This window comes from Streptomyces typhae (genome assembly GCF_009755605.1).
GTDB classification, from domain to species: domain Bacteria; phylum Actinomycetota; class Actinomycetes; order Streptomycetales; family Streptomycetaceae; genus Streptomyces; species Streptomyces typhae.
Map to the genome: position 1 here is coordinate 277,363 of NZ_WPNZ01000004.1, position 20,419 is coordinate 297,781.

At 72.7% G+C, this 20,419-nt stretch carries 16 protein-coding genes; 8 read left to right on the forward strand and 8 right to left on the reverse strand.

Annotation, left to right across the window (positions count from 1 at the left end; all coding sequences use genetic code 11):
- Nucleotides 1-15 precede the first annotated feature (15 nt).
- Nucleotides 16-1,218, reverse strand: a complete 1,203-nt coding sequence (locus GPA10_RS09650) for a PP2C family protein-serine/threonine phosphatase (RefSeq protein WP_157165099.1) — start codon at nucleotides 1,216-1,218, stop codon at nucleotides 16-18.
- A 249-nt stretch (nucleotides 1,219-1,467) separates the two neighbouring features.
- Between GPA10_RS09650 and GPA10_RS09655 the strand changes: the two genes are divergently transcribed.
- Nucleotides 1,468-2,283 carry a SigB/SigF/SigG family RNA polymerase sigma factor gene (locus tag GPA10_RS09655; RefSeq protein WP_157165249.1) on the forward strand — a complete coding sequence of 272 codons (816 nt, stop codon included), beginning with the start codon at nucleotides 1,468-1,470 and terminating at the stop codon, nucleotides 2,281-2,283.
- Here GPA10_RS09655 and GPA10_RS09660 read toward each other — a convergent pair.
- Complete coding sequence (locus GPA10_RS09660; RefSeq protein ID WP_157165100.1) at nucleotides 2,270-3,733, reverse strand: amidase; 1,464 nt, start codon at nucleotides 3,731-3,733, stop codon at nucleotides 2,270-2,272. The genes GPA10_RS09655 and GPA10_RS09660 overlap by 14 nt on opposite strands.
- A 239-nt stretch (nucleotides 3,734-3,972) precedes the next feature.
- Here GPA10_RS09660 and GPA10_RS09665 point away from each other — a divergent pair, with 239 nt between their 5' ends.
- The 4 genes from GPA10_RS09665 to GPA10_RS09680 all read left to right on the forward strand — a co-directional run bounded on the left by GPA10_RS09665 (nucleotide 3,973) and on the right by GPA10_RS09680 (nucleotide 9,379).
- Nucleotides 3,973-4,584: a TetR/AcrR family transcriptional regulator gene (locus GPA10_RS09665; protein WP_157165101.1), complete on the forward strand. Its 612-nt coding sequence runs from the start codon at nucleotides 3,973-3,975 to the stop codon at nucleotides 4,582-4,584.
- Between the two features lie 150 nt (nucleotides 4,585-4,734).
- The gene (locus GPA10_RS09670) at nucleotides 4,735-5,805 is read left to right on the forward strand and encodes an MsnO8 family LLM class oxidoreductase (RefSeq protein WP_343040593.1); all 1,071 of its coding nucleotides are present in this window, start codon (nucleotides 4,735-4,737) and stop codon (nucleotides 5,803-5,805) included.
- A gap of 41 nt (nucleotides 5,806-5,846) precedes the next feature.
- Nucleotides 5,847-8,225 (forward strand): ATP-binding cassette domain-containing protein, encoded by a 2,379-nt coding sequence (locus GPA10_RS09675; protein ID WP_157165103.1) that lies wholly within the window; start codon nucleotides 5,847-5,849, stop codon nucleotides 8,223-8,225.
- Nucleotides 8,226-8,329: 104 nt separating this feature from the next.
- Nucleotides 8,330-9,379: an MBL fold metallo-hydrolase gene (locus GPA10_RS09680; protein WP_157165104.1), complete on the forward strand. Its 1,050-nt coding sequence runs from the start codon at nucleotides 8,330-8,332 to the stop codon at nucleotides 9,377-9,379.
- Nucleotides 9,380-9,395: 16 nt separating this feature from the next.
- On the opposite strand, the gene GPA10_RS09685 is transcribed toward GPA10_RS09680, so the two are convergent.
- From GPA10_RS09685 to GPA10_RS09695, 3 genes are read right to left on the reverse strand one after another with little or no spacing between them, the layout of a single operon-like run.
- Nucleotides 9,396-10,142, reverse strand: coding sequence for a succinate dehydrogenase/fumarate reductase iron-sulfur subunit (locus GPA10_RS09685; RefSeq protein WP_058852160.1), 747 nt, complete (start codon nucleotides 10,140-10,142; stop codon nucleotides 9,396-9,398).
- Entirely contained in the window at nucleotides 10,139-12,088 is a 1,950-nt protein-coding gene (locus GPA10_RS09690; protein WP_157165105.1) for a fumarate reductase/succinate dehydrogenase flavoprotein subunit, read from the reverse strand. The genes GPA10_RS09685 and GPA10_RS09690 overlap by 4 nt, the downstream gene beginning before the upstream one ends.
- A 3-nt stretch (nucleotides 12,089-12,091) precedes the next feature.
- A complete protein-coding gene (locus GPA10_RS09695; RefSeq protein ID WP_157165106.1) occupies nucleotides 12,092-12,799 on the reverse strand; it encodes a succinate dehydrogenase in 708 nt (235 codons plus the stop codon).
- Between the two features lie 95 nt (nucleotides 12,800-12,894).
- Here GPA10_RS09695 and GPA10_RS09700 point away from each other — a divergent pair, with 95 nt between their 5' ends.
- Nucleotides 12,895-13,770, forward strand: coding sequence for a LysR family transcriptional regulator (locus GPA10_RS09700; protein ID WP_198351551.1), 876 nt, complete (start codon nucleotides 12,895-12,897; stop codon nucleotides 13,768-13,770).
- A 207-nt stretch (nucleotides 13,771-13,977) separates the two neighbouring features.
- On the opposite strand, the gene GPA10_RS09705 is transcribed toward GPA10_RS09700, so the two are convergent.
- The 3 genes from GPA10_RS09705 to GPA10_RS09715 form a co-directional block, all read right to left on the reverse strand.
- Nucleotides 13,978-16,128: a putative bifunctional diguanylate cyclase/phosphodiesterase gene (locus GPA10_RS09705; RefSeq protein WP_157165108.1), complete on the reverse strand. Its 2,151-nt coding sequence runs from the start codon at nucleotides 16,126-16,128 to the stop codon at nucleotides 13,978-13,980.
- Nucleotides 16,125-16,937, reverse strand: coding sequence for an SAM-dependent methyltransferase (locus tag GPA10_RS09710; RefSeq protein ID WP_157165109.1), 813 nt, complete (start codon nucleotides 16,935-16,937; stop codon nucleotides 16,125-16,127). Before GPA10_RS09710 ends, GPA10_RS09705 begins: the two co-directional genes overlap by 4 nt.
- Nucleotides 16,938-17,218: 281 nt before the next feature.
- Complete coding sequence (locus GPA10_RS09715) at nucleotides 17,219-18,274, reverse strand: SCO0930 family lipoprotein (RefSeq protein WP_157165110.1); 1,056 nt, start codon at nucleotides 18,272-18,274, stop codon at nucleotides 17,219-17,221.
- Nucleotides 18,275-18,997: 723 nt separating this feature from the next.
- Here GPA10_RS09715 and GPA10_RS41650 point away from each other — a divergent pair.
- Both GPA10_RS41650 and GPA10_RS09725 read left to right on the forward strand, forming a co-directional pair.
- The gene (locus tag GPA10_RS41650; RefSeq protein WP_198351552.1) at nucleotides 18,998-19,189 is read left to right on the forward strand and encodes a hypothetical protein; all 192 of its coding nucleotides are present in this window, start codon (nucleotides 18,998-19,000) and stop codon (nucleotides 19,187-19,189) included.
- Nucleotides 19,190-19,204: 15 nt separating this feature from the next.
- The gene (locus GPA10_RS09725; RefSeq protein WP_058852167.1) at nucleotides 19,205-19,969 is read left to right on the forward strand and encodes a bestrophin-like domain; all 765 of its coding nucleotides are present in this window, start codon (nucleotides 19,205-19,207) and stop codon (nucleotides 19,967-19,969) included.
- Nucleotides 19,970-20,419: the final 450 nt, after the last annotated feature.

A 20,419-nucleotide genomic window follows, 5' to 3' on the forward strand; every position in this document is an offset into this window, starting at 1 on the left:
GTGCGGGCGGCGGGATCACCGGCTGCCCGGCGGACACCACTCCAGGAGCAACAGCGTCGCGTCGTCGCGGAGTTGGTTGCCCTGCCGGTCGAGGATGGAGCGGATGAGCTGGCGCAGCGCCTCCGGCGCGGACTCCCCCGCCGCCGTGGCCCGGATGATGCTGTCGGTGAACCGTTCGAGGCCGAACTCGGCGCCGCCGCCGGTGCGCAGCTCCGTCACGCCGTCCGTGTACATCAGCACCCGGTCGCCCGGCTCCAGGGGTTCCTGGTGGACCTCCCAGGTGTCGCCGGCGAGGGCGGCGGGCGTGCCGAGGGGCGGCTGCGGCGGGCGCTCGAGGGCACCGCCGAGCACCCGGTGGTCGCGGATGAGCAGCGGTGGCGGATGCCCGCAGTTGCACCACCGCAGCAAGCCGCTCGCCAGGTCGAGCTGGGCGAGGATGCCCGTGCAGAACTGCTCGGGCAGCCAGTCGGCGAGCGCCTGCTGGATGTTGTCGACGAGTTCGGGCAGCTCGGCCTCCGCGCGGCGGGCGTTGCGGCAGCCCGCCATGGCGACGGAGGTCGTCAGGCCCGACGCGAGGTTGTGGCCCATCGCGTCGAGGATCGCCACGTGCAGGGTGGAACTGGTCAGGGAGTGGTCGAAGACGTCGCCGCCGAGGTTGTAGGCCGGTTCCAGGACGGCGGTGGAGATCACCCGGGAGTTGCCGATGGTGCGGGGCGGCAGGAAGGCCCGGAGCATCTCCGCGGGGAGCTGCATGGTCTGGATGCGGGTCCGGCGCGCGAAGCTGTCGCTGGCCGCCCGCTTCGAGGTGATCACCATGGCGAGGATGGAGGCCAGCATGCGGCAGCGCCGCAGCAGCGCCCCGTCGATCACCGGCGCGGTGGCACCGATGACGCCGAGCCGCTCGACCCCGTCGATCAGCGGCAGCCAGGTGGTGATCTTGCCGCCCTGGGTGAGTTCCTCGACGCGCAGCTCGTGCGCCCGATAGGCCGATCCTGCGACGGAGTCGGACACGCTCAGGGCGGGCGGCCCGTGCGTCAGCGGCACCAGGTACCGCTGCTGGAGGTCCACGAGGTACACGTCGATGCGGTCCAGGCCCTCGGCGTCGGCGAACCGCTGCACCAGGCCGGGCAGCTCCGTCGGGGTCGCCGCGTGCGCGGCGGCGAGGAGCTCTTCGAGCAGCTGCTCCCCGGGCCCGGACGCCCTCGGTTGGTGCACCATCTGCGATCACCGCCTCAGGGGCAGTCTCACACCGGGTTCCCGATCCCGCCCGCGCTCGCCCGGAGAGCGCGGGCGGGCCCTTGGGTTCCCCGCCTGCGGGGCCTTGGTCCCGGGGGTTCGTGCGGAAGGTCCCGGTGTGCGGGCCCGCGGTCTGCGGAACCACCAGGGCGAACCGCACGAACCGGGCGAGGGAGAACGGCTGTGCCAAGCAGAATCGGTGTGCGCGACGCCTCCGGGGAAGTCGCCGGGATGCCCTGGATCGAGGAGGCCGTCGAGGTCGCCCCCAAGGACGCCCGCGAGCTGACGAGGCTGTTCTTCGACCGGCTGGGGGCCCTGGCCGAGGGGTCGCCCGAGTACGCGTACGCGCGCGACACCCTGATCGAGATGAACCTGAGCCTCGTGCACTATGTGGCGAGCCGGTACCGCCATCGCGGGAACGGCCACATGGAGGACATCGTCCAGGTCGGGACGGTGGGGCTGATCAAGGCGATCGACCGGTTCGACGTGGGCCGCGGCTTCGAGTTCACCTCGTTCGCCGTGCCCTGGATACTCGGCGAGATCAAACGGCACTTCCGGGACACGAGCTGGGCCGTGCACGTGCCGCGCAGACTCCAGGAACTGCGGGCGGAGCTCTCCAGGTCCCAGGAGCGGCTGTCCGGCGCCCTCGGCCGCGAGCCGACGGTCAAGGAGCTGGCCGCCGACCTGGAGGTCTCCGAGGAGCAGGCCCTGGAGGCGCTCGTGGCCGCCAACGGGTACGCGGCCGGTTCCCTGGACGCCCCGAACGACCCGGGCGAGGACGGCGACACCCGGAGCGGCGCCCGCTCGGTCGCCGACGTCCTGGGCGCCCCCGACCCCGCCCTGGAGACCGTCGAGCAGCTGCACGCCCTGGCCCCGCTCCTTGCGGACCTCGGCGAGCGGGAGCGCCGCATCATCGAGATGCGGTTCGGCCAGGAGCTGACCCAGGCCGAGATCGGCCGGGCCCTCGGCATCTCGCAGATGCATGTGTCGCGGCTGCTCTCGGGCACCCTGGCGCGCCTGCGCACGGGGATGCTCAGCTGCGACTGACGGATGCCCGCACTTCCGGCACGCGGTGGGCCCAGGGAGCGGCCCGTTCGAGCTGCCCGGCGAGACGGAACAGCACGTCCTCGCGGCCGTGGGCGGCGGCGAACTGGAGGCCGACGGGCAGCCCGGTCGCGGGGTCGGACTCCAGCGGTACGGACATGGCGGGGGTACCGGCGACGTTGTGGACGGCGGTGAACGGCGCGCGGTCGAAGATCCGGTCGATCCAGCCCGCGCCGTCGAGGTCCTCGACCCCTTCGGCGAGCTCGCCGATGCGCGGCGGCAGTTCCGGCAGGGTGGGGGTGAGCAGTACGTCGTACCGGTGGAAGCGGGCGCCGACGCCGCGGGCGACGATGTTGCGCACGCCGAGCGCGCGGACGAAGTCGGCGGCGGTGACACCGCGGCCGAAGGCGTATCCGGCGAGCGACTGGGGCTCGACGGTGGCCGGGCCGACGACACGGCCGTGGGCGGCGGCGAGGCCGTCGAGCCAGGGCACCAGGTTGGCCGTCCACAGCCGGGCGTTGGCGAGGACGTACTCCTCCCAGCTCACCCCGAGGTCGAGGGTCGCCTCCGACACCTCGTGGCCGAGCGCGGCGAGGAGGTCCGCGGTGCGGGTCAGGGCGGCGGCCACCGGGCCCTCGGTGCGGCGGCCGCCGCCCGCCTGCGCGACGACGCCGACGCGGAGGCGGCCGGGGTCCCGGGCGACCTCGTCGGCGTAGGGGCGTACCGGCTCCGGGGCGGTGTACGGGTCGCCGCTCTCCGGTCCGCGGACCGCGTCGAGCAGTGCCGCGCTGTCGCGCACCGTGCGGCTGACGCAGCCCTGCACGGCGAGCCCGTTGAAGATCTCGTCGACGTCGGGGCCCATGGACACCCGGCCCCGGGTCGGCTTCAGGCCGAACAGACCGGTGCTCGCCGCGGGTATGCGGATCGAGCCCGCCGCGTCCGTGCCGTGGGCGACCGGGACGATCCCGGCCGCGACCGCCGCCGCCGCGCCGCCGCTGGAGCCGCCCGCCGAACGGCCGAGGTCCCAGGGGTTGCGGGTCGGCCCGTACAGGACGGGCTCGGTGGTGATGTCGTAGGCGAACTCCGGGGTCGCGGTGCGGCCGAAGGTCCTGAGGCCCGCCGCGCGGAAGCGGCGCATCAGATGGGAGTCGGCCGCCGCGACCTGGCCCGCCGCGAGCCGGCTGCCCTGCTCCGTGCGCCTGCCCGCCACGGTCACGCCCAGGTCCTTGACCAGGAACGGCACCCCGCCGAGCGGCTCCCCGGTGGCGGCTCCCCCGCCCGCCCCGTCGCCGCCCTCGCAGGGCCAGGTCTCCACCACCGCGTTGACCAGCGGATTCACGGCGGCCACCGCCTCCATCGCGACCGCTTCGAGTTCGGCCGCGGTCACCTCCCCCCGGGCCGCAAGACCGGCAAGGCCGACGGCGTCGTACGCCACGTACTCGGACAGCTTCATGAGAAACCCTCTCCCTCCTCCTGAGCGAAACCGCTCAGTCTTGTGTGATACCGATCGGTACCAGCTAGGACTGGTCGGTACCGTAACATGACCCTTGCGGTCCTTCCGGCGGAGGGGGGACGAGGCCGTTTCAGCCCCCCGACGGGGGACGAGGCCGTTCCAGCCCGTCCGGCGTTTGAGGACGAGGCGCGGAGCGCCGATCGCCTGAACGGGAAGAGCCCGAACGGAAAGGGACAGCCATGCCGGAGCCGGAGGAAGAGGCGAGGCCCGGCCGCGCGACCCGCGTGGCCAAGCTGCCGCCCCGGGAGCGCATCCTCGACGCCGCCGAGGAGCTGTTCCACGCCGAGGGGATCAGAGGCGTCGGCGTCCAGGCCGTGGCGGACCGGGCGGGCACCACCAAGGCCGCCCTGTACCGCCACTTCGGCACCAAGGACGCGCTGGTGGCGCAGTGGCTGCTGATCGTCGCCGCGGACTACGTCGCCGCGTTCGACCGGGTCGAGGAGCGGTGGCCGGACGAGCCCCTGGCGCAGATCAGGGGCGTCGCCGCGTTCGTCGTCGACACGCTGTCGACGGTCTCGCACCGCGGCTGCCCCTTCATCAACTCCCTGGCGGAGCTGCCCGACCGCGACCATCCCGCGCGTCAGGTGATCGAGACGCACAAGGCTCGCCAGCTCGCCCGCCTGACCGCCATGTGCGCGGCGGCCGGGCTCACCGACCCCGAGGACGCGGCGGCCGAGATCACCTTCGTCTTCGAGGGTGCCCAGGTGAGCGTGCAGAACGGCAGCGTGGACCGCGTCGGGGAACGGCTCGTCGCGTTCGTCGAGGCCGTCCTCGTACGGCACGGGGCCTGAACGGAATTTCTGCCCGCCCCGAACCGCTGACCGATCATGGAGCGCGCACAGGAGACCAGCCGGGCGACGGCCGGACCCCACTCCCATGGGGAAGCCGAAAGAACCGGAGAGACCGGGGAAGCCGGGGAGACCTCAGGAGCCGGAGCAGCCGTGCGCTTCTCGGTGCTCGACCGCTCCCGCACCCGTGAGGGGCACGACGGCACCGAGGCCCTGCGGGACACCGTCGCCCTGGCGCAGGAGGTCGAAGACCTCGGCTACCACCGCTTCTGGGTGTCCGAGCACCACGGCGTGCCCGGGGTCGCGGGTTCGGCGCCGACCGTGCTCGCGGCGGCGGTCGCCGCGGCCACGCGCTCGATCCGCGTGGGCACCGGCGGGGTGATGCTGCCGAACCACCAGCCGCTGGTGGTGGCGGAGCAGTTCGGGGTGCTCGAAGCGCTGTTCCCGGGGCGGATCGACATGGGGCTCGGCCGGTCGGTCGGCTTCACCGACGGGGTGCGCAAGGCGCTCGGCCACGGCAAGGACGACGCGCAGGACTTCGCCGCCGGCCTGGAGGAACTCCTCGGCTGGTTCCGCGGCACGTCGGGGACGGGTGTGCGCGCCCGGCCGAGCGAGGGCCTGCGTGTCCCGCCGTTCGTCCTCGCCATCGGGGAGGGCGCGTCGATCGCCGCGGCGGCGGGCCTGCCGATGGTCGTCGGAGACATCAGGGGGCGCGCGAAGATGCTGGCCGCGATCGACCGCTACCGTGCCGCGTTCCGGCCCTCCGTCTGGTCGGACGAGCCGTACGTGGTGGTCTCGGGCACCGTCGCCGTCGCGGAGTCCGAGGCTGCGGCCCGCCGTCTGCTCGTACCGGAGGCCTGGTCGATGGCGCACTCGCGCACCCGCGGCACGTTCCCGCCGCTGCCGCCCGCCGAACGCGTCGAGGAGCGCGCGGCGAGCGGCGCGATGGGCCGGAAGGAACGCGAGTTCTACGAGTCGGGGCTCGGCGGGCACCTCCACGGCACCGAGGACCAGGTCGCCGATGCGCTGCGGACGCTGATCGCGCAGAGCGGCGCGCAGGAGGTCCTGGTGACCACCAGCACCTACGACCGCGAGGGCCTGCGCGACTCCTTCCGGCGCCTCGCCCGGATCGCCGGGCTGACCCCGCCCGCGGGCACCGCCCCGGCGCGGGGCGCCGCACCGGACACCGGACGCCCCCGGGGTGCGGAGAACCTCCCGGCCTAGAATCGTGGGGTTTGCCCCCGATCCGCGTACGGAGCCCGCCCATGCACAGCCGCCCCGACCACGGCCACGATCCCTGCGTACGGGTCCGGGGTGCCCGGGAGCACAATCTGCGCGGGGTCGACGTGGACGTGCCGCGCGACGTCCTCGCCGTCTTCACCGGGGTCTCCGGGTCCGGCAAGTCCTCGCTGGCCTTCGGGACGATCTACGCCGAGGCGCAGCGGCGCTACTTCGAGTCCGTCGCCCCGTACGCGCGCCGCCTGATCCACCAGGTCGGCGCGCCGAAGGTCGGGGAGATCACTGGCCTGCCGCCGGCGGTCTCGCTCCAGCAGCGCCGCGCGGCGCCGACGTCCCGCAGCTCCGTGGGTACGGTCACCACGCTGTCCAACTCGCTGCGGATGCTGTTCTCCCGCGCGGGCGACTACCCGCCGGGCGCGGACCGCCTCGACTCCGACGCCTTCTCGCCGAACACGGCGGCCGGGGCCTGCCCCGAGTGCCACGGCCTGGGCCGGGTGCACCGCACGAGCGAGGAGCTCCTGGTCCCCGACCCCTCCCTGTCGATCCGCGAGGGCGCCGTCGCGGCCTGGCCCGGCGCCTGGCAGGGCAAGAACCTGCGGGACGTCCTCGACGCGCTCGGGCACGACGTGGACCGGCCGTGGCGGGAGCTGCCGCGGGCGGACCGCGAGTGGATCCTGTTCACCGACGAGCAGCCGGTCGTCACGGTCCACCCGGTGCGCGAGGCGGGCCGCATCCAGCGCCCCTACCAGGGCACGTACATGAGCGCGCGGCGGTACGTCATGAAGACGTTCGCCGACTCCAAGTCCCAGACGCTGCGCGCGAAGGCGGAGCGCTTCCTGACCAGCGAGCCGTGCCCGGTGTGCGGCGGCAGCAGGCTGCGCCCGGAGGCGCTCGCCGTCACCTTCGCGGGCCGCACCGTCGCGGAGCTGGCGGCGCTGCCCCTCGCGGAGCTCGCGCGGTGCCTGCGGGAGGCGGCCGGATCGAGCGCGGGAGCGGCGGGCGCGGAGACGGCGCGTGTCCTCACCGACGACCTGCTCGCCCGCATCGCCACCATCACCGAGCTGGGCCTCGGCTACCTCTCGCCCGATCGCGCGACCCCCACCCTGTCGGCAGGCGAGCTGCAACGTCTGCGCCTGGCCACGCAGTTGCGTTCGGGCCTGTTCGGCGTCGTGTACGTCCTGGACGAGCCCTCGGCGGGGCTGCACCCCGCCGCCACGGAGTCGCTGCTCACCGTCCTCGACCGGCTCAAGTCCGCGGGCAACTCGGTGTTCGTGGTCGAGCACCACCTCGACGTGATACGGCACGCGGACTGGCTCGTGGACGTGGGCCCGCGGGCGGGCGAGCACGGCGGCCGGGTGCTGCACAGCGGACCGGTGGCCGATCTGGAGAAGGTGGCCGGGTCGGCGACGGCGCGCTTCCTGTTCCGCCGGGAACCGGTGACGCGACGTCAGCTGCGTTCGCCGCGCGGCTGGTTGAAGGTCGGTCCGGTGTCGCGGCACAACCTGCGGGACGTGACCGCCGAGTTCCCGGTCGGCGCGTTCACGGCGGTGACCGGGGTGTCGGGCTCGGGCAAGTCGACGCTGATCGGCGAGCTGACCGAGGACCTCACAGGCGTGGACCGGCTCGTGTGCGTGGACCAGAAGCCGATCGGGCGCACACCGCGCTCCAATCTCGCCACGTACACCGGGCTGTTCGACGTCGTCCGCAAGGTCTTCGCGGACACGGACGAGGCGCGGGCCCGCGGCTACGGGGTGGGGCGGTTCTCCTTCAACGTGGCGGGCGGCCGCTGCGAGACCTGCCAGGGCGAGGGCTTCGTGAGCGTCGAGCTGCTCTTCCTGCCCAGCACCTACGCCCCCTGCCCGGACTGCGGGGGCGCCCGCTACAACCCGGAGACCCTTCAGGTCACCCATGCCGGGCTCTCCGTCGCGGATGTCCTCGACCTGACCGTCGAGGCCGCCGCGGACTTCTTCGCCGACACCCCCGCGGTGCTGCGCAGCCTGCGCACGCTTCTCGACGTCGGGCTCGGCTATCTGCGGCTCGGGCAGCCCGCGACGGAGCTGTCCGGCGGCGAGGCCCAGCGGATCAAGCTGGCGAGCGAGTTGCAGCGGGTGCGCCGGGGGCACACCCTCTACCTCCTCGACGAGCCCACCGCCGGGCTGCACCCCGCCGACGTGGAGGTACTCGTCGGGCGGTTGCACGAACTCGTCGACGCGGGCCACTCCGTGGTCGTCGTCGAGCACGACATGTCCGTGGTCGCCGGAGCGGACTGGGTGATCGACCTCGGTCCCGGCGGCGGCACGGAAGGGGGCCGGTTGGTCGCGGCCGGCACGCCCGCGGAGGTGGCCGCGGCGGCGGGGAGCCGGACGGCGCCGTATCTGGCCCGTGCGACTTCGCGCCCCGACTGACCCGATGAGCGCGGTCTCTGAGCTGCCGTCATATCGGAATCCGTATCGTTAACAGATCGATCAGATCTTGGACATGACGGTCACCGTCCTGGTCTTCTTCCGTCATGCGCATCGACGAGAGAGCCGCCGAAGAGCGGCACCCCGGCCGCCGCACCCTCCTGCGCGGCGCCGCCCTCGGCACGGCCGCCCCGCTCCTGTCCGGCACGGCGGTGGCCGGCTCCCCCGCGCCGGGCGCCCCCGCACGGGCCGCGGACTCCGTCTCGTACCGCTGGCTGGGGACCTCGGGCTGGCGGATCGACATCGGGACGGGCGGCGGGACGGGCGGCGGGACCGGCGCCCGGACAGGAGCCGGGCGGCGGCCGAGGGCCGCGACCGTCCTGGTCGACCCCTACGTCACCCGGTTCCCCACCGGCCTGTTCTCCGGCGCCTTCGACCCCGGCACGCGGCTGCGCGTGGACAAGCCCCTGGTACGCAGGCACGCGGGCACCCCCGAGGTCATCTGCGTCACGCACACCCACTGGGACCACCTCAACGACGTCCCCCACCTGGCGCGGACCACGGGAGCGCGCGTCATCGGCACGGAGACGACGTACCACGTCCTGCGCTCCTTCGGCGTCGCGGCGGAGCAGCTCTCCGTCGTGAAGGGCGGCGAGGTGCTCGCCTTCGACGGATACGTGATCGAGGTGGCGAGCTCCCGGCACAGCCGCAACGCCGCCCACTCCTACTTCGCGCCCGGCACCCTGCACGCACCGCCCGCGACCGCGCCCCGCACGGTCGGCGACCTGCCCGAGGGCGACACGCTCGCCTTCAAGGTGACGCCCGACGGCGCCCCGTCGGCGCTGTTCATGGGGGCGAGCGACTTCGACGAGCGGTCCTTCGCCGGGCTCGCCCCCGACATCGCGATGGTCGCGGTGGCGTCGACCGCGTCGACGCACCGCTATGTGCCGAGGCTGCTCGACGCGCTCGGCCGCCCCGGGGTGCTGGTGCCGGTGCACTGGGACGACTTCGAGCGACCGCTGACCCTGCCGCCCCGCAGGGACGGCACGGACCTGGACGACTTCCTCGACCGAGCTCGTGAGGTCAGTCCGGGTTCGCGGATCGTGGTGCCGGACTACCGGACGGCGTACGGGGCCGACCTGCGGCCCCGGCCGTAGCCGGCGGCAGGCGCCGTCAGCGCCGCGCCTTGCGCGTGGCCCGCAGCCACTCCTTGTTCATGGCCGCGATCGACGGCAGCGGGATGCCCTTCGGGCAGGCGGTGGCGCACTCGCCGGTGAGGGTGCAGCCGCCGAAGCCCTCGGCGTCCATCTGCGTGACCATGTCGAGGACCCGGGTCTCGCGTTCGGGGGCGCCCTGCGGGAGCACGTTGAGGTGGTTGACCTTGGCCGAGGTGAACAGCATCGCGGAGCCGTTGGGGCAGGCCGCGACGCAGGCGCCGCAGCCGATGCACTCGGCGTGCTCGAAGGCGAAGTCGGCGTCCGGCTTCGGCACGGGCGTGGCGTGCGCCTCGGGGGCGGAGCCGGTGGGCGCGCTGATGTAGCCGCCGGACTGGATGATGCGGTCGAAGGCGGAGCGGTCGACGACCAGGTCCTTGATGACCGGGAAGGCGGCCGCGCGCCACGGCTCGACGTCGATGGTGTCGCCGTCCTCGAAGGACCGCATGTGCAGCTGGCAGGTGGTGGTGCGCTCGGGTCCGTGCGCGTCGCCGTTGATGACGAGCGAGCAGGCCCCGCAGATGCCCTCGCGGCAGTCGTGGTCGAAGGCGACGGGGTCCTCGCCCTTGACGATCAGCTCTTCGTTGAGGGTGTCGAGCATCTCCAGGAAGGACATGTCGGCCGAGATGCCGTCCACCTCGTACGTGGACATCGCGCCGTCGGCGTCGGAGTTCTGCTGGCGCCAGACGCGCAGGGTGAGCTTCATGCGTAGCTCCGCTGAGTGGGGTGGACGTACTCGAAGACGAGGTCTTCCTTGTGCAGGACGGGTGCGGTGCCGGTGCCGGCGAACTCCCAGGCCGCCGCGTACGAGAACTCCTCGTCGCGGCGCTCGGCCTCGCCGTCCGGGGTCTGGGACTCCTCGCGGAAGTGGCCGCCGCAGGACTCGGCGCGGTGCAGCGCGTCGAGGCACATCAGCTCGGCCAGCTCCAGGTAGTCGACGATGCGGTTGGCCTTCTCCAGGGACTGGTTGAACTCCTCGCCGCTGCCGGGGACCTTGATGCGGCGCCAGAACTCCTCGCGGATCTGCGGGATGCGCTCCAGTGCCTTGCGCAGCCCGCTGTCGGTGCGCGCCATGCCGCAGAACTCCCACATCAGCTCGCCGAGTTCGCGGTGGAAGGAGTCCGGGGTGCGGTCGCCGTCGACGGCGAGCAGCAGGTTCAGGCGGTCCTCGGTCTCGGCGACGACCTCGCGGACGGCCGGGTGCTCGTCGTCGACCTCGTCCTGGTGCGGGTTGCGCGCCAGGTAGTCGTTGATGGTGGACGGCAGCACGAAGTAGCCGTCGGCGAGGCCCTGCATCAGGGCGGAGGCGCCGAGGCGGTTCGCGCCGTGGTCGGAGAAGTTGGCCTCACCGATCGCGAACAGGCCGGGCACGGTGGTCTGGAGGTCGTAGTCGACCCAGAGGCCGCCCATCGTGTAGTGCACGGCCGGGTAGATCCGCATGGGCACCCGGTACGGATCCTCGTCGGTGATCCGCTGGTACATGTCGAAGAGGTTGCCGTACTTGGCCTCGACGGCCTTGCGTCCCATGCGGGCGATGGCGTCGGCGAAGTCCAGGTAGACGCCCTGGCCGCCGGGGCCCACCCCCCTGCCCTCGTCGCAGACGTTCTTGGCGGCGCGGGAGGCGATGTCGCGGGGCACGAGGTTGCCGAAGGAGGGGTAGATCCGCTCCAGGTAGTAGTCCCGCTCGTCCTCGGGGATCTCGGCCGCGGGGCGGGTGTCGCCCTTGGCCTTCGGCACCCAGATGCGGCCGTCGTTGCGCAGCGACTCGCTCATCAGGGTGAGCTTGGACTGGTGGTCGCCGGTGCGCGGGATGCAGGTGGGGTGGATCTGGGTGAAGCAGGGATTCGCGAAGTAGGCGCCGCGGCGGTGGGCCCGCCAGACGGCCGTCGCGTTGGAGTTCATGGCGTTCGTCGACAGGTAGAAGACGTTGCCGTAGCCGCCGGACGCGAGGACGACGGCGTCCGCGAAATACGTGTCGATCCTCCCGGTGACGAGGTCGCGGGCGACGATGCCGCGGGCCCGCCCGTCGACGACGACGACGTCGAGCATCTCGGTGCGCGGGTGCAGCTCGACGTTCCCGGCGGCGATCTCCTTCGACAGGGCCTGGTAGGCGCCGAGCAGGAGCTGCTGGCCGGTCTGGCCGCGGGCGTAGAAGGTGCGGGAGACCTGGACGCCGCCGAAGGACCGGGTGTCGAGGAGCCCGCCGTACTCGCGGGCGAACGGCACGCCCTGCGCCACGCACTGGTCGATGATGTTGACGGAGATCTGCGCGAGACGGTGCACGTTGGACTCGCGGGCGCGGAAGTCGCCGCCCTTGACGGTGTCGTAGAACAGGCGGTACACGGAGTCGCCGTCGTTGCGGTAGTTCTTCGCCGCGTTGATGCCGCCCTGCGCGGCGATGGAGTGGGCGCGGCGCGGTGAGTCCTGGTAGCAGAACTGCACGACGTGGTAGCCCTGTTCGGCGAGGGTCGCGCCCGCGGAGCCGCCCGCGAGGCCGGTGCCGACGACGATGACGGTGTGCTTGCGGCGGTTGGCGGGGTTGACCAGCTTGGCCTCGAAGCGGCGGGTGTCCCAGCGCTCGGCGACGGGCCCCTCAGGGGCCTTGGTGTCGACGACGGGCTCGCCGGTGGTGTATTCGACGAAGTCGTTCATGGGTCAGCTCACCACTCCGGTCATGACGCCGATGGGTACGGAGGCGAAGCCCGCGGTCAGCAGCAGCGCGAGGCCGTTGGCGCAGGTCTTCAGGGCGCGGTCGCGGGTCGCGTTGCCCACGCCGAGGGTCTGGGCGGCGCTCCAGAACCCGTGCCGGACGTGGAAGCCGAGGGCGACCACGGCCGTGATGTAGATGACGTTGCCGTACCAGGTGGAGAAGGTGTCGATGACGTTCTGGTACGGGTGCAGGTGCTCGTAGCCGCCCGGGTGCACGGTGCCCGTCGTCAGGTCCAGGATGTGCCAGACGATGAACAGGCCGAGGATGATCCCGCCCCAGCGCATGGTGCGGGTGGCATAGCTCGCGCGCGGCTTGTTGTGCACGTACTTGCTCGGGCGCGCCCTGATGTCGCGGCGGCTGAGCTGGTACGCGGACACGGCGTGCGCGACGACGGCGGCGACGAGTCCGACGCGGACGACCCACAGCGTCCACTCCCAGCGCATGACGGGCGCGCCGAGGGTGCGCAGCCAGTGCGCGTAGTGGTTGAAGTCCCCGGGGCCGAAGAAGATCTTCAGGTTCCCGATCATGTGGGCGACCAGGTAGAGCAGCATGATCAGGCCGCTCACCGCCATCACGGTCTTCTTGCCGACGGTGGAGTCCCACACCGTGCGCGGGAGGGACGGCCGTCGGTCCGTCCGCGTTGCCAGAGCCATGTCAGAGACGCTACGGCCGAGGGCCCCGATCAGTCCAAGAGATGGTTCTGCTCATCTCCATAGACCTGTCCTATGCATGGCCTATCGTGGTGGTCATGCAGTTCCAGCAGCTCCTCTACTTCGTCGCGGTCGCCGAGACCCGGCACTTCACGCGGGCCGCCGAGCAGGTGCACGTCTCTCAGCCGTCGCTCTCGCAGCAGGTGCGGGCCCTGGAGAACGAGCTGGGCGCCGAGCTCTTCAGCCGGGCGCGCGGCAACATCGCCCTCACCGACGCGGGCGAGGCGCTGCTTCCGCTGGCCCGCCGCATCCTCGCCGACGCCGACACCGCCCGGATCGAGGTGCAGGAGCTGGTGCAGCTGCGCCGGGGCCGGGTGCGGCTCGGGGCGACGCCGAGCGTGTGCACGGGTCTGCTGCCGCAGGTCCTGCGCGACTTCCACGACCGGCACCCCGGCATCCAGCTCCTGATCGAGGAGGGCGGCAGCCACGACCTGGTCCGCCAGCTCGCGCGCGGCGCCCTCGACCTGGCCCTGGTGGTGCTTCCGCTGCCGACGGCGTCGCCCGCCCTGACGACGGTGGAGCTCCTGCGCGAGGACCTGGTCGTGGTGTCGTCGCCCGACGCGCCGGGCCTCGGCGCGTCCGCGCGCGTCGCCGACCTCCAGGGCGAGCGGCTCGTGATGTTCCGGCACGGGTACGACCTGCGGGAGCTGACGGTCGCCGCCTGCCGCGCGGAGGGCTTCGAGCCCGAGTTCGCCGTCGAGGGCGGCGAGATGGACGCCGTCCTCGGCTTCGTCCGCGCGGGCCTCGGCGTCGCCGTCGTCCCCCGCATGGTCGCCGAGCGCGCCGGCAGCGACCTGCGCATGACGCCCCTGTCCCGGCCGAGGCTGCGCCGCACGATCGCACTGGCCCACCGCAGCGACGTGGCACCCCCGCGCGCGGCACGGGAACTCCAGAGCATGCTCCTTGCACGCTGACGCTCCGGGGGCGGGCGACGCCCCGCAGGGGTAGCGCCCCGCAGGGGTAGCGCCCCGCAGGGGTAGCGCCCCGCAGGGGTAGCGCCCCGCAGGGGTAGCGCCCCGCAGGGGCGCGGGGAACTGCGCGCCCAGCCCCCACCCACCCGCAGCCGCGCGCCCAAGCGAAAGAGGCACCCCGAGGCGAACCGCCAAAGGCGCCCCCGCCAGCTACCGCGCGTCGGCGAGAGCCAGCTCGTGCAACCGGTCCGGCGGCCCCGGCCGCGCGTAGTACCACCCTTGGGCGGTGTCGCACCCCAGCTCCCGCAGCTGGTCGGCCTGCGCGCCGGTCTCGACGCCCTCGACCGTGACGGCCAGGTCCAGGCTGTGCGCGAGGGACACGATGCCCTCGATGATCTTCAGATCGACGGGGTCGGCGGGGAAGTGCTGCATGCCCTGGGTGAAGGCGCGGTCGAGCTTGAGGACGCTGACCGGCAGGCGGCGCAGGTTGGCGAGGTTGGAGTAGCCGGTGCCGAAGTCGTCGAGGGCGATGTCGACGCCCATCTCGGCGAGCCTGCGCAGCGGCTTGAGCAGGTCGTCGTCGGCGCCGATGAGCGCGGACTCGGTGACCTCCAGGCACAGCGAGTCCGGTGCGAGACCCGCGCGTTCCAGGATCTCCACGGTGTCGGAGACCAGGCCGGGGTGGGTGAGCTGGCACGGCGACAGGTTCACGTTGACCCGCAGCGGGCCCGCGGCCTGCGCGGCCCCGGTGCGCGCCTCCCAGACGCGCGCCTGCCGCACCGACTGCTCGAGGACCCAGCGGCCGAGCGGCACGATGAGCCCGGTGTGCTCGGCGAGCGGAATGAAGCGGTCCGGGCTGATGACGCCGTGCTGCGGGTGCAGCCACCGCACGAGGGCCTCGGCGCCGCGCACGCTGCCGTCGCCGAGGTGCACGAGCGGCTGGTACTCGATGAAGAACTCGCCGCGCTCCAGGGCCACCGGCAGCGCGGTGGTGAGGCCGTGCCGGGTGATGGCGCGGGCGTCGGCCTCCGGGTCGGCCAGCTCGTAGCGGTTGCCGCCCGCGTGCTTGGCCCGGTACATGGTGATGTCGGCGCTGCGCAGCACCTCGGCGGCGCCGCGTTCGGCGGCGGGACCCTCGACGATGCCGATGGAGCCGCGCACGGTCAGCTCCCGGCCCTCGACGCGGATCGGGGTGGCGAGGGCGTTCATGATGCGGCCCGCGAGCTCGTCGACCTCGCGCTCGGTGTCGGGCCCGGTGGTCAGCGCCACGAACTCGTCGCCGCCGAGCCGCGCCACCATCTCGCCGGGCGCGGTCGCGCAGGCCTGGAGGCGGTCGGCGACCTCCACCAGGAGCCGGTCGCCCGCCGCGTGCCCGAGGCTGTCGTTGACGGTCTTGAAACCGTCGAGGTCCAGGTAGCAGAGCCCGAACCGGGCGCCCTCGCCCGCCGCGAGCGCCTTCTCCAGGCGCTCGAAGAACAGCGTCCGGTTGGGCAGTCCGGTGAGGGCGTCGTGGGTGGCCTCGTAGCGCAGGCGCAGGTTCAGCAGACGGCGCTCGGTGGTGTCCTCCATCAGCGCGAGCTGGTACTGCGGCGTCCCGTCGGCGTCGCGCAGCAGGGACACCGTCAGGTTGGTCCACAGGACGGTGCCGTCGGGGCGGTAGAACGCTTTTTCCACCCGGTAGTGCTCGCGGTCGCCGCGCACCAGCTCCTCGTACAGCTTCCACACGTGCGGGGAGTCGTCGGGGTGCGTCCACTCGGCCACGTTGCGCCCGCGCAAGTGCTGCTCCAGGCCGCCGAACATGCGGATCAGCGCGTCGTTGGCCTCCAGGACCGTGCCGTGGAGGTCGGCGATGGCGATACCGATGGCGGCGCCGTGGAACACCGCGCGGAACCGCGCCTCGCTGGCGTGCAGGGCTTCCGCGACGGTGCCGCGCGCCTCCAGGGCGGCTCGGGCTATCGCCTCCTGCTCGACCAGGGTCCGCTCGCGCAGCGCGCGGGCGAAGCCGGCCGCGACGGCGTGCTGGATCCGGGAGCAGCGCGTCCGCAGCTCCTCGCGCTCCCCGCTGTCGCCGTCCGCGCCGCAGTACAGGACGAGGTAGGCGTCGACGACGTCGAGGGTGCGGCTCAGGGCCTCCGGCTCGGTGCAGTGCGCGGCGACCAGGGACTCGCCCACGGCCTCGCTCCCGGCGGCGACGAACACCCGCTCGTCCAGGGCGGCGCGCAACTGCCGGGCGAGCGGCAGCAGCCGGCGCTCGAAGTCGGGGCGGGTGATCGACGTGGCGGTCACCGGGAACAGCGCGCGGCTCCAGATCGTGGCGAACCTGCGCAGTCTGTCCTCCGGCCCGTCCGGCTCCGCGCTCAACGCTTGCGTCCCACGCCGGCGAACCCGGAGAAGGACCACGGGTCCTCGTCCACGAGCTCCGTGTCGGCCCGCCAGTGCGGCATCGGCACGAGGCCGGGTTCCACCATGTCGTATCCCTCGAAGAACCGCGCGATCTCGGCACGCGATCGCATGATCAATGGATTGCGGATGTCCTTGTATACGCCGACGGTCCCGCCGGCCTGTTCCTGCGGAACCGGTATCCCTTCGTACGAGGCGTGCGTCACGGCGATCAGGCTGCCGGGCGCCAACGCGTCCCGCAGTTCGGCGACCGCCGCGTAGGGATCGTACGCGTCCTCGACGAAGTGGAGTATGGCCACCAGAAGAAGTGCGACCGGCCGCTCGAGGTCCAGGAGGTCCCGTACCTCGGAACTTCCCAGGATGTCGCGGGGTTTGCGGAGATCCGCGCAGGCCGCGGCGGCCTGGTCATTGCCTTCGAGAACCGCACGGCTGTGCGCCACGGCGACCGGGTCGTGGTCGACGTACACGACGCGCGCGCCCTCGTCGGCCCGCTGCGCCACCTCGTGCACGTTTCCGAATGTAGGGATTCCCGAGCCGATGTCGAGGAATTGTGTGACGCTCTCATCGACGCAGAAACGCACAGCTCGGCGCATGAAGGCACGATTCGCCTGCATGATCTTGGGGAGCCCCGGCATGAACTCCATCGCCCTGCGCGCGGCCTCCCGGTCCACCTCGAAGTTGTGGGAGCCGCCCAGGTAGTGGTCGTACATCCGGGCCACGCTCGGCATCGTGATGTCGATGCCTGGCGGGGCCCAGTCGGGACGCTCCATCAACTCTCCAAGGATTCGGACGCAGGCGTGGGCGGAAGGATCGGGGGGTGCGGGCGGATCGAGGCGAGCCGGTGTTCGAAGGTGAGGCTACTGATCGTCGGCCAACGGAGCGAGTCAAAACGGAAATTGGCCGTCCGTTCTCGGTCACTGCCGTTGGCAAGTGCCGTACACAGACCGAAGAACCGGCCCATTCCCTCCCTTTGGTGCGGAAGGAACGGACCGGTCGACGAAGGGCAGGGGCGCGGCGGGGCGAGGGCGGCGCCCCCCAGGGTTCCGGCGGGCTACTTGGTGGCGCCCACGGCCTTGCCGTCCGGGGCCGCGGCGTACCAGGTGCCGCCGACACCCTGGCCGTTGGTGTCGCCGGGCTTCTTGTCACCCGCGAACGTGTACAGCGGCCAGCAGTCGATCGTCTGCTGCTTTTGGCCGTCGGGGCGGTCGAAGGTGACGAAGCCCTTCTTCAGGATGCCCGGGGTGTCGTTCTTGTCGACCGGCTCGACGACCGGCCACTTCTTCAGGCAGGCGCCGGTGCACGCCGACTTCATGGGCCAGGCCGAGTCCTTGGTGAAGCGGTAGACCGTCATGCCGTTCCCGTCCACGACGATCTCGCCCAGCTCCGGGTCGTTGCGGGTGGAGAGCCCGGCCCGGTCGGCGGGCTTCGCGGCGCCGCCGTCCGCGCCCGCGTCCGCGTCGCCGCCCGCGTCCGCGTCCCCGTCCGCGTCGCCCGCGGTGCCGGGAGCCGCCTTCTTGCCGTCGGGTGCCGCCGCGTACCAGGTGCCGCCCACGCCCTGCCCCTTGGCGTCACCGGGCTCGGTGTCCTTGGCGAAGCGGTACATCGGCCAGCCGTCGATCGTCAGCTGCTTGCTGCCGTCGGCGCGGGCGACCTCGCCGAGCAGCGACTCGTCGACGCCCGGGGCGGCCTTCGCGCCCTTGGCCGGGACGACGGGCCAGGCGGCCTCGCAGGCGTCGGCGCAGGTGGACTTGGGCGGCTGGGCGGTGTCCTTGTCGAAGCGGTAGAGCGTGAACCCGGCGCTGTCGGTGACGACCTTGCCGAGCTTCTTGCTGTCCCGCACGGCGAGCTGCCCGGCGGACTTCGCCTTGCCCGCGCCCTCGGCGCTCCCCGAGCCCGAGCCGTATCCGTCGCCTTCGCCGTCCCCCGAGCCGTAGCCGTCGCCCGCCCCGCCCTCGACCGGGGCCTCGGCGCCGACGTTCTGCCCCTTCGGGGACTGCTCGCCCTTCTCCTGACCGCACGCCGTCGTCAGCGTCAGCAGGGCCGCAGCCGCCGCTACGAGCAAGGCGCTCCGCCGGGCCCCGGGAGAACCCCCTGATACATGCCGCATCTCTCACTCCTGCTGTCGCTCGGCTCCGGTGACGCCACGTGCGTCACGGTGACGCCTGCTGCGTCACGCATGGCCCTAGGTACGGCGAGGAACTGGCGCAGCGTTCAACACTCCCGCGAAAAAATTCCCGCGGCGTACGGGTGTGGGAGCGGGAGCGCACGTTCTCCGGAATGACGAACATACGTTCACACCGCTCCCACCTTCGAGCGATCGTGCACCTCCTCGCGCCCGCGCGTGCGGCGCACGCCTCATGATCTGCTCGTGCCCGGATCATCCCGGGGCCGTAGGGCCCCCGTCACCCGTGCCCTCGCGCTTCTCACCCTGGCCTGGCTCCTCGGCGCGCCGACGGGTGCCGCGGCCGCGCCCGCCGACGCCTGCGCGTACGCGTCGGGCGGAACCGCCACGGCCGCCGCCGGCAGCGGTGTGCGGTGCACGCCGTCCCCGACGCCCCCGCCGAAGCCGACGCCCAAACCCCCCAAGCCCACGGCTCCGCAGCCACCCGAACCCACACCACCGAAACCGCCCAGACCCACGCCCCCCGAACCTCCCGACCCGCCCGACCCCACTCCCCCGCCCAAGCCCACACCACCCCCGAGACCGACGCCGCCCCCCGAGCCCACCCCTCCGCGCACCTCCGCGCCGCCACCACCCCAGGCCGCTCCCGCACCACCGCCACCGCGTGTCACACCTCCGCCTCCGCCACCGCCCGCCCCCGTCACACCTTTGCCCCCGCCACCGCCCGAGCCCGAGCCGGCACCGCCGCGGGCCACCCCGCGCCCCACGCCCGTGGCCTATCCCGCGTACCGCCCGTCCCCGCACCGGCAGCCGCCCCGCAACCGCGCCTCGCTCGTGACCCTGACCCTGCTCATCACCGCGCCCGCGGTGCTCGCCGTCGCCGCGCTGCGACCGCGCTGACCGCCGGAGGACCGCATGTCGGAATGGCTTGTTCTCACCCTCGCGATGCTCGCCGTGTGCGGCATCGTCCTCGTCGTCGTGGTGCTCCAGCGCCGACGAACCGCCCCGGATGTGGACGCTTCGGAAACTCCGGACGTCATGGAGTACATGACGATGATGATCGGCGTGGTCTACGCCATCGTCCTCGGACTCGCCATCGCCGGTGTCTGGGAGGCCCGCAGCGCGGCCCAGGATCATGTGCGTGCCGAGGCCCAGGCCCTGCACGAGGTCCACGAGCGGGTCCGGGTGTACCCGGCGGAGGCCCGCGACCGGATCCGCGACGACGTAAGGGCGTATGTCGGCCATGTCGTGAACACCGAGTGGGACGCCATGGTGGACCGGGAGGTGATGACGGACCGCGGCGACGAACTGCTCGCGAAGCTGCGCAACGACGTCACCGACCACGAACCGGCGAACGACTTCCAGGCACAGGCCTACCAGCCGCTGCTCGACCAGATCACCCTCGTCGACGAGGCCCGCGGCAACCGCGGCGACAGCGTGGAGGCCACCATGCCGGGGGTGGTGTGGTTCGGCCTGATCACCGGCGGTCTCGTCACGGTGGGTCTGATCTTCCCCCTCCAGATCCGCCGCACCGCCCGCGAACTGATCCTGGCGGCCCTCTTCTCCGCCCTGATCGCGTTCCTGCTCTTCCTCATCTGGGACTTCGACGCCCCCTACAGCCGGGGCATCGCGGCGACGGCCGAACCGTTCGAGTCGCTGTTCCCGGGGATCGGCGACTAGGTCCCGGCGTTCCCGGGGATCGGCGACCAGGTTTCGTCGTTCCCCAGGATCGGCGACCAGGTCCCGTCGGAAGGGGGCCACCGGCGCGGGGGAAGTACCGGTGGCCCTGCCGCCGGACGCCCCCGCTGTCCCCCGTGTTCCCCCGCGGCCCTTACGGACCCCATCCGTGCGGCATATGCGCCATCAAACCCCCTGCCCCGCCCGCGCGGGGAGTGTGTGCGGGGCGCGAGTAGGTGCACGGGGAACACACGGCGTGTGATCCGCGCCGGTCCACCCGTCGCGGACGCACCCCGCTGCCACACCTTCGCGCCTCGGGCGGTGCGCCACGCCGGGAGATTCGCCTGTCCGGCCCACACGCGTGCCCCGTTCGCACGACACCGATCGCGGCCCGCCCCGGCCCTGCCTAGCGTTCGGGACATCGAGGTGCACCACAGGCACAAGCGGAAGAAG

What these genes read in the sequence shown, in the direction of transcription:
- GPA10_RS09650 (WP_157165099.1), bottom strand. Translation starts at nt 1,218, where the DNA reads ATGGTGCACCAACCGAGGGCGTCCGGGCCCGGGGAGCAGCTGCTCGAA.
- GPA10_RS09655 (WP_157165249.1), top strand. Translation starts at nt 1,468, where the DNA reads ATGCCCTGGATCGAGGAGGCCGTCGAGGTCGCCCCCAAGGACGCCCGC.
- GPA10_RS09660 (WP_157165100.1), bottom strand. Translation starts at nt 3,733, where the DNA reads ATGAAGCTGTCCGAGTACGTGGCGTACGACGCCGTCGGCCTTGCCGGT.
- GPA10_RS09665 (WP_157165101.1), top strand. Translation starts at nt 3,973, where the DNA reads ATGCCGGAGCCGGAGGAAGAGGCGAGGCCCGGCCGCGCGACCCGCGTG.
- GPA10_RS09675 (WP_157165103.1), top strand. Translation starts at nt 5,847, where the DNA reads ATGCACAGCCGCCCCGACCACGGCCACGATCCCTGCGTACGGGTCCGG.
- GPA10_RS09680 (WP_157165104.1), top strand. Translation starts at nt 8,330, where the DNA reads ATGCGCATCGACGAGAGAGCCGCCGAAGAGCGGCACCCCGGCCGCCGC.
- GPA10_RS09685 (WP_058852160.1), bottom strand. Translation starts at nt 10,142, where the DNA reads ATGAAGCTCACCCTGCGCGTCTGGCGCCAGCAGAACTCCGACGCCGAC.
- GPA10_RS09690 (WP_157165105.1), bottom strand. Translation starts at nt 12,088, where the DNA reads ATGAACGACTTCGTCGAATACACCACCGGCGAGCCCGTCGTCGACACC.
- GPA10_RS09695 (WP_157165106.1), bottom strand. Translation starts at nt 12,799, where the DNA reads ATGGCTCTGGCAACGCGGACGGACCGACGGCCGTCCCTCCCGCGCACG.
- GPA10_RS09700 (WP_198351551.1), top strand. Translation starts at nt 12,895, where the DNA reads ATGCAGTTCCAGCAGCTCCTCTACTTCGTCGCGGTCGCCGAGACCCGG.
- GPA10_RS09710 (WP_157165109.1), bottom strand. Translation starts at nt 16,937, where the DNA reads ATGGAGCGTCCCGACTGGGCCCCGCCAGGCATCGACATCACGATGCCG.
- GPA10_RS09715 (WP_157165110.1), bottom strand. Translation starts at nt 18,274, where the DNA reads ATGCGGCATGTATCAGGGGGTTCTCCCGGGGCCCGGCGGAGCGCCTTG.
- GPA10_RS09725 (WP_058852167.1), top strand. Translation starts at nt 19,205, where the DNA reads ATGTCGGAATGGCTTGTTCTCACCCTCGCGATGCTCGCCGTGTGCGGC.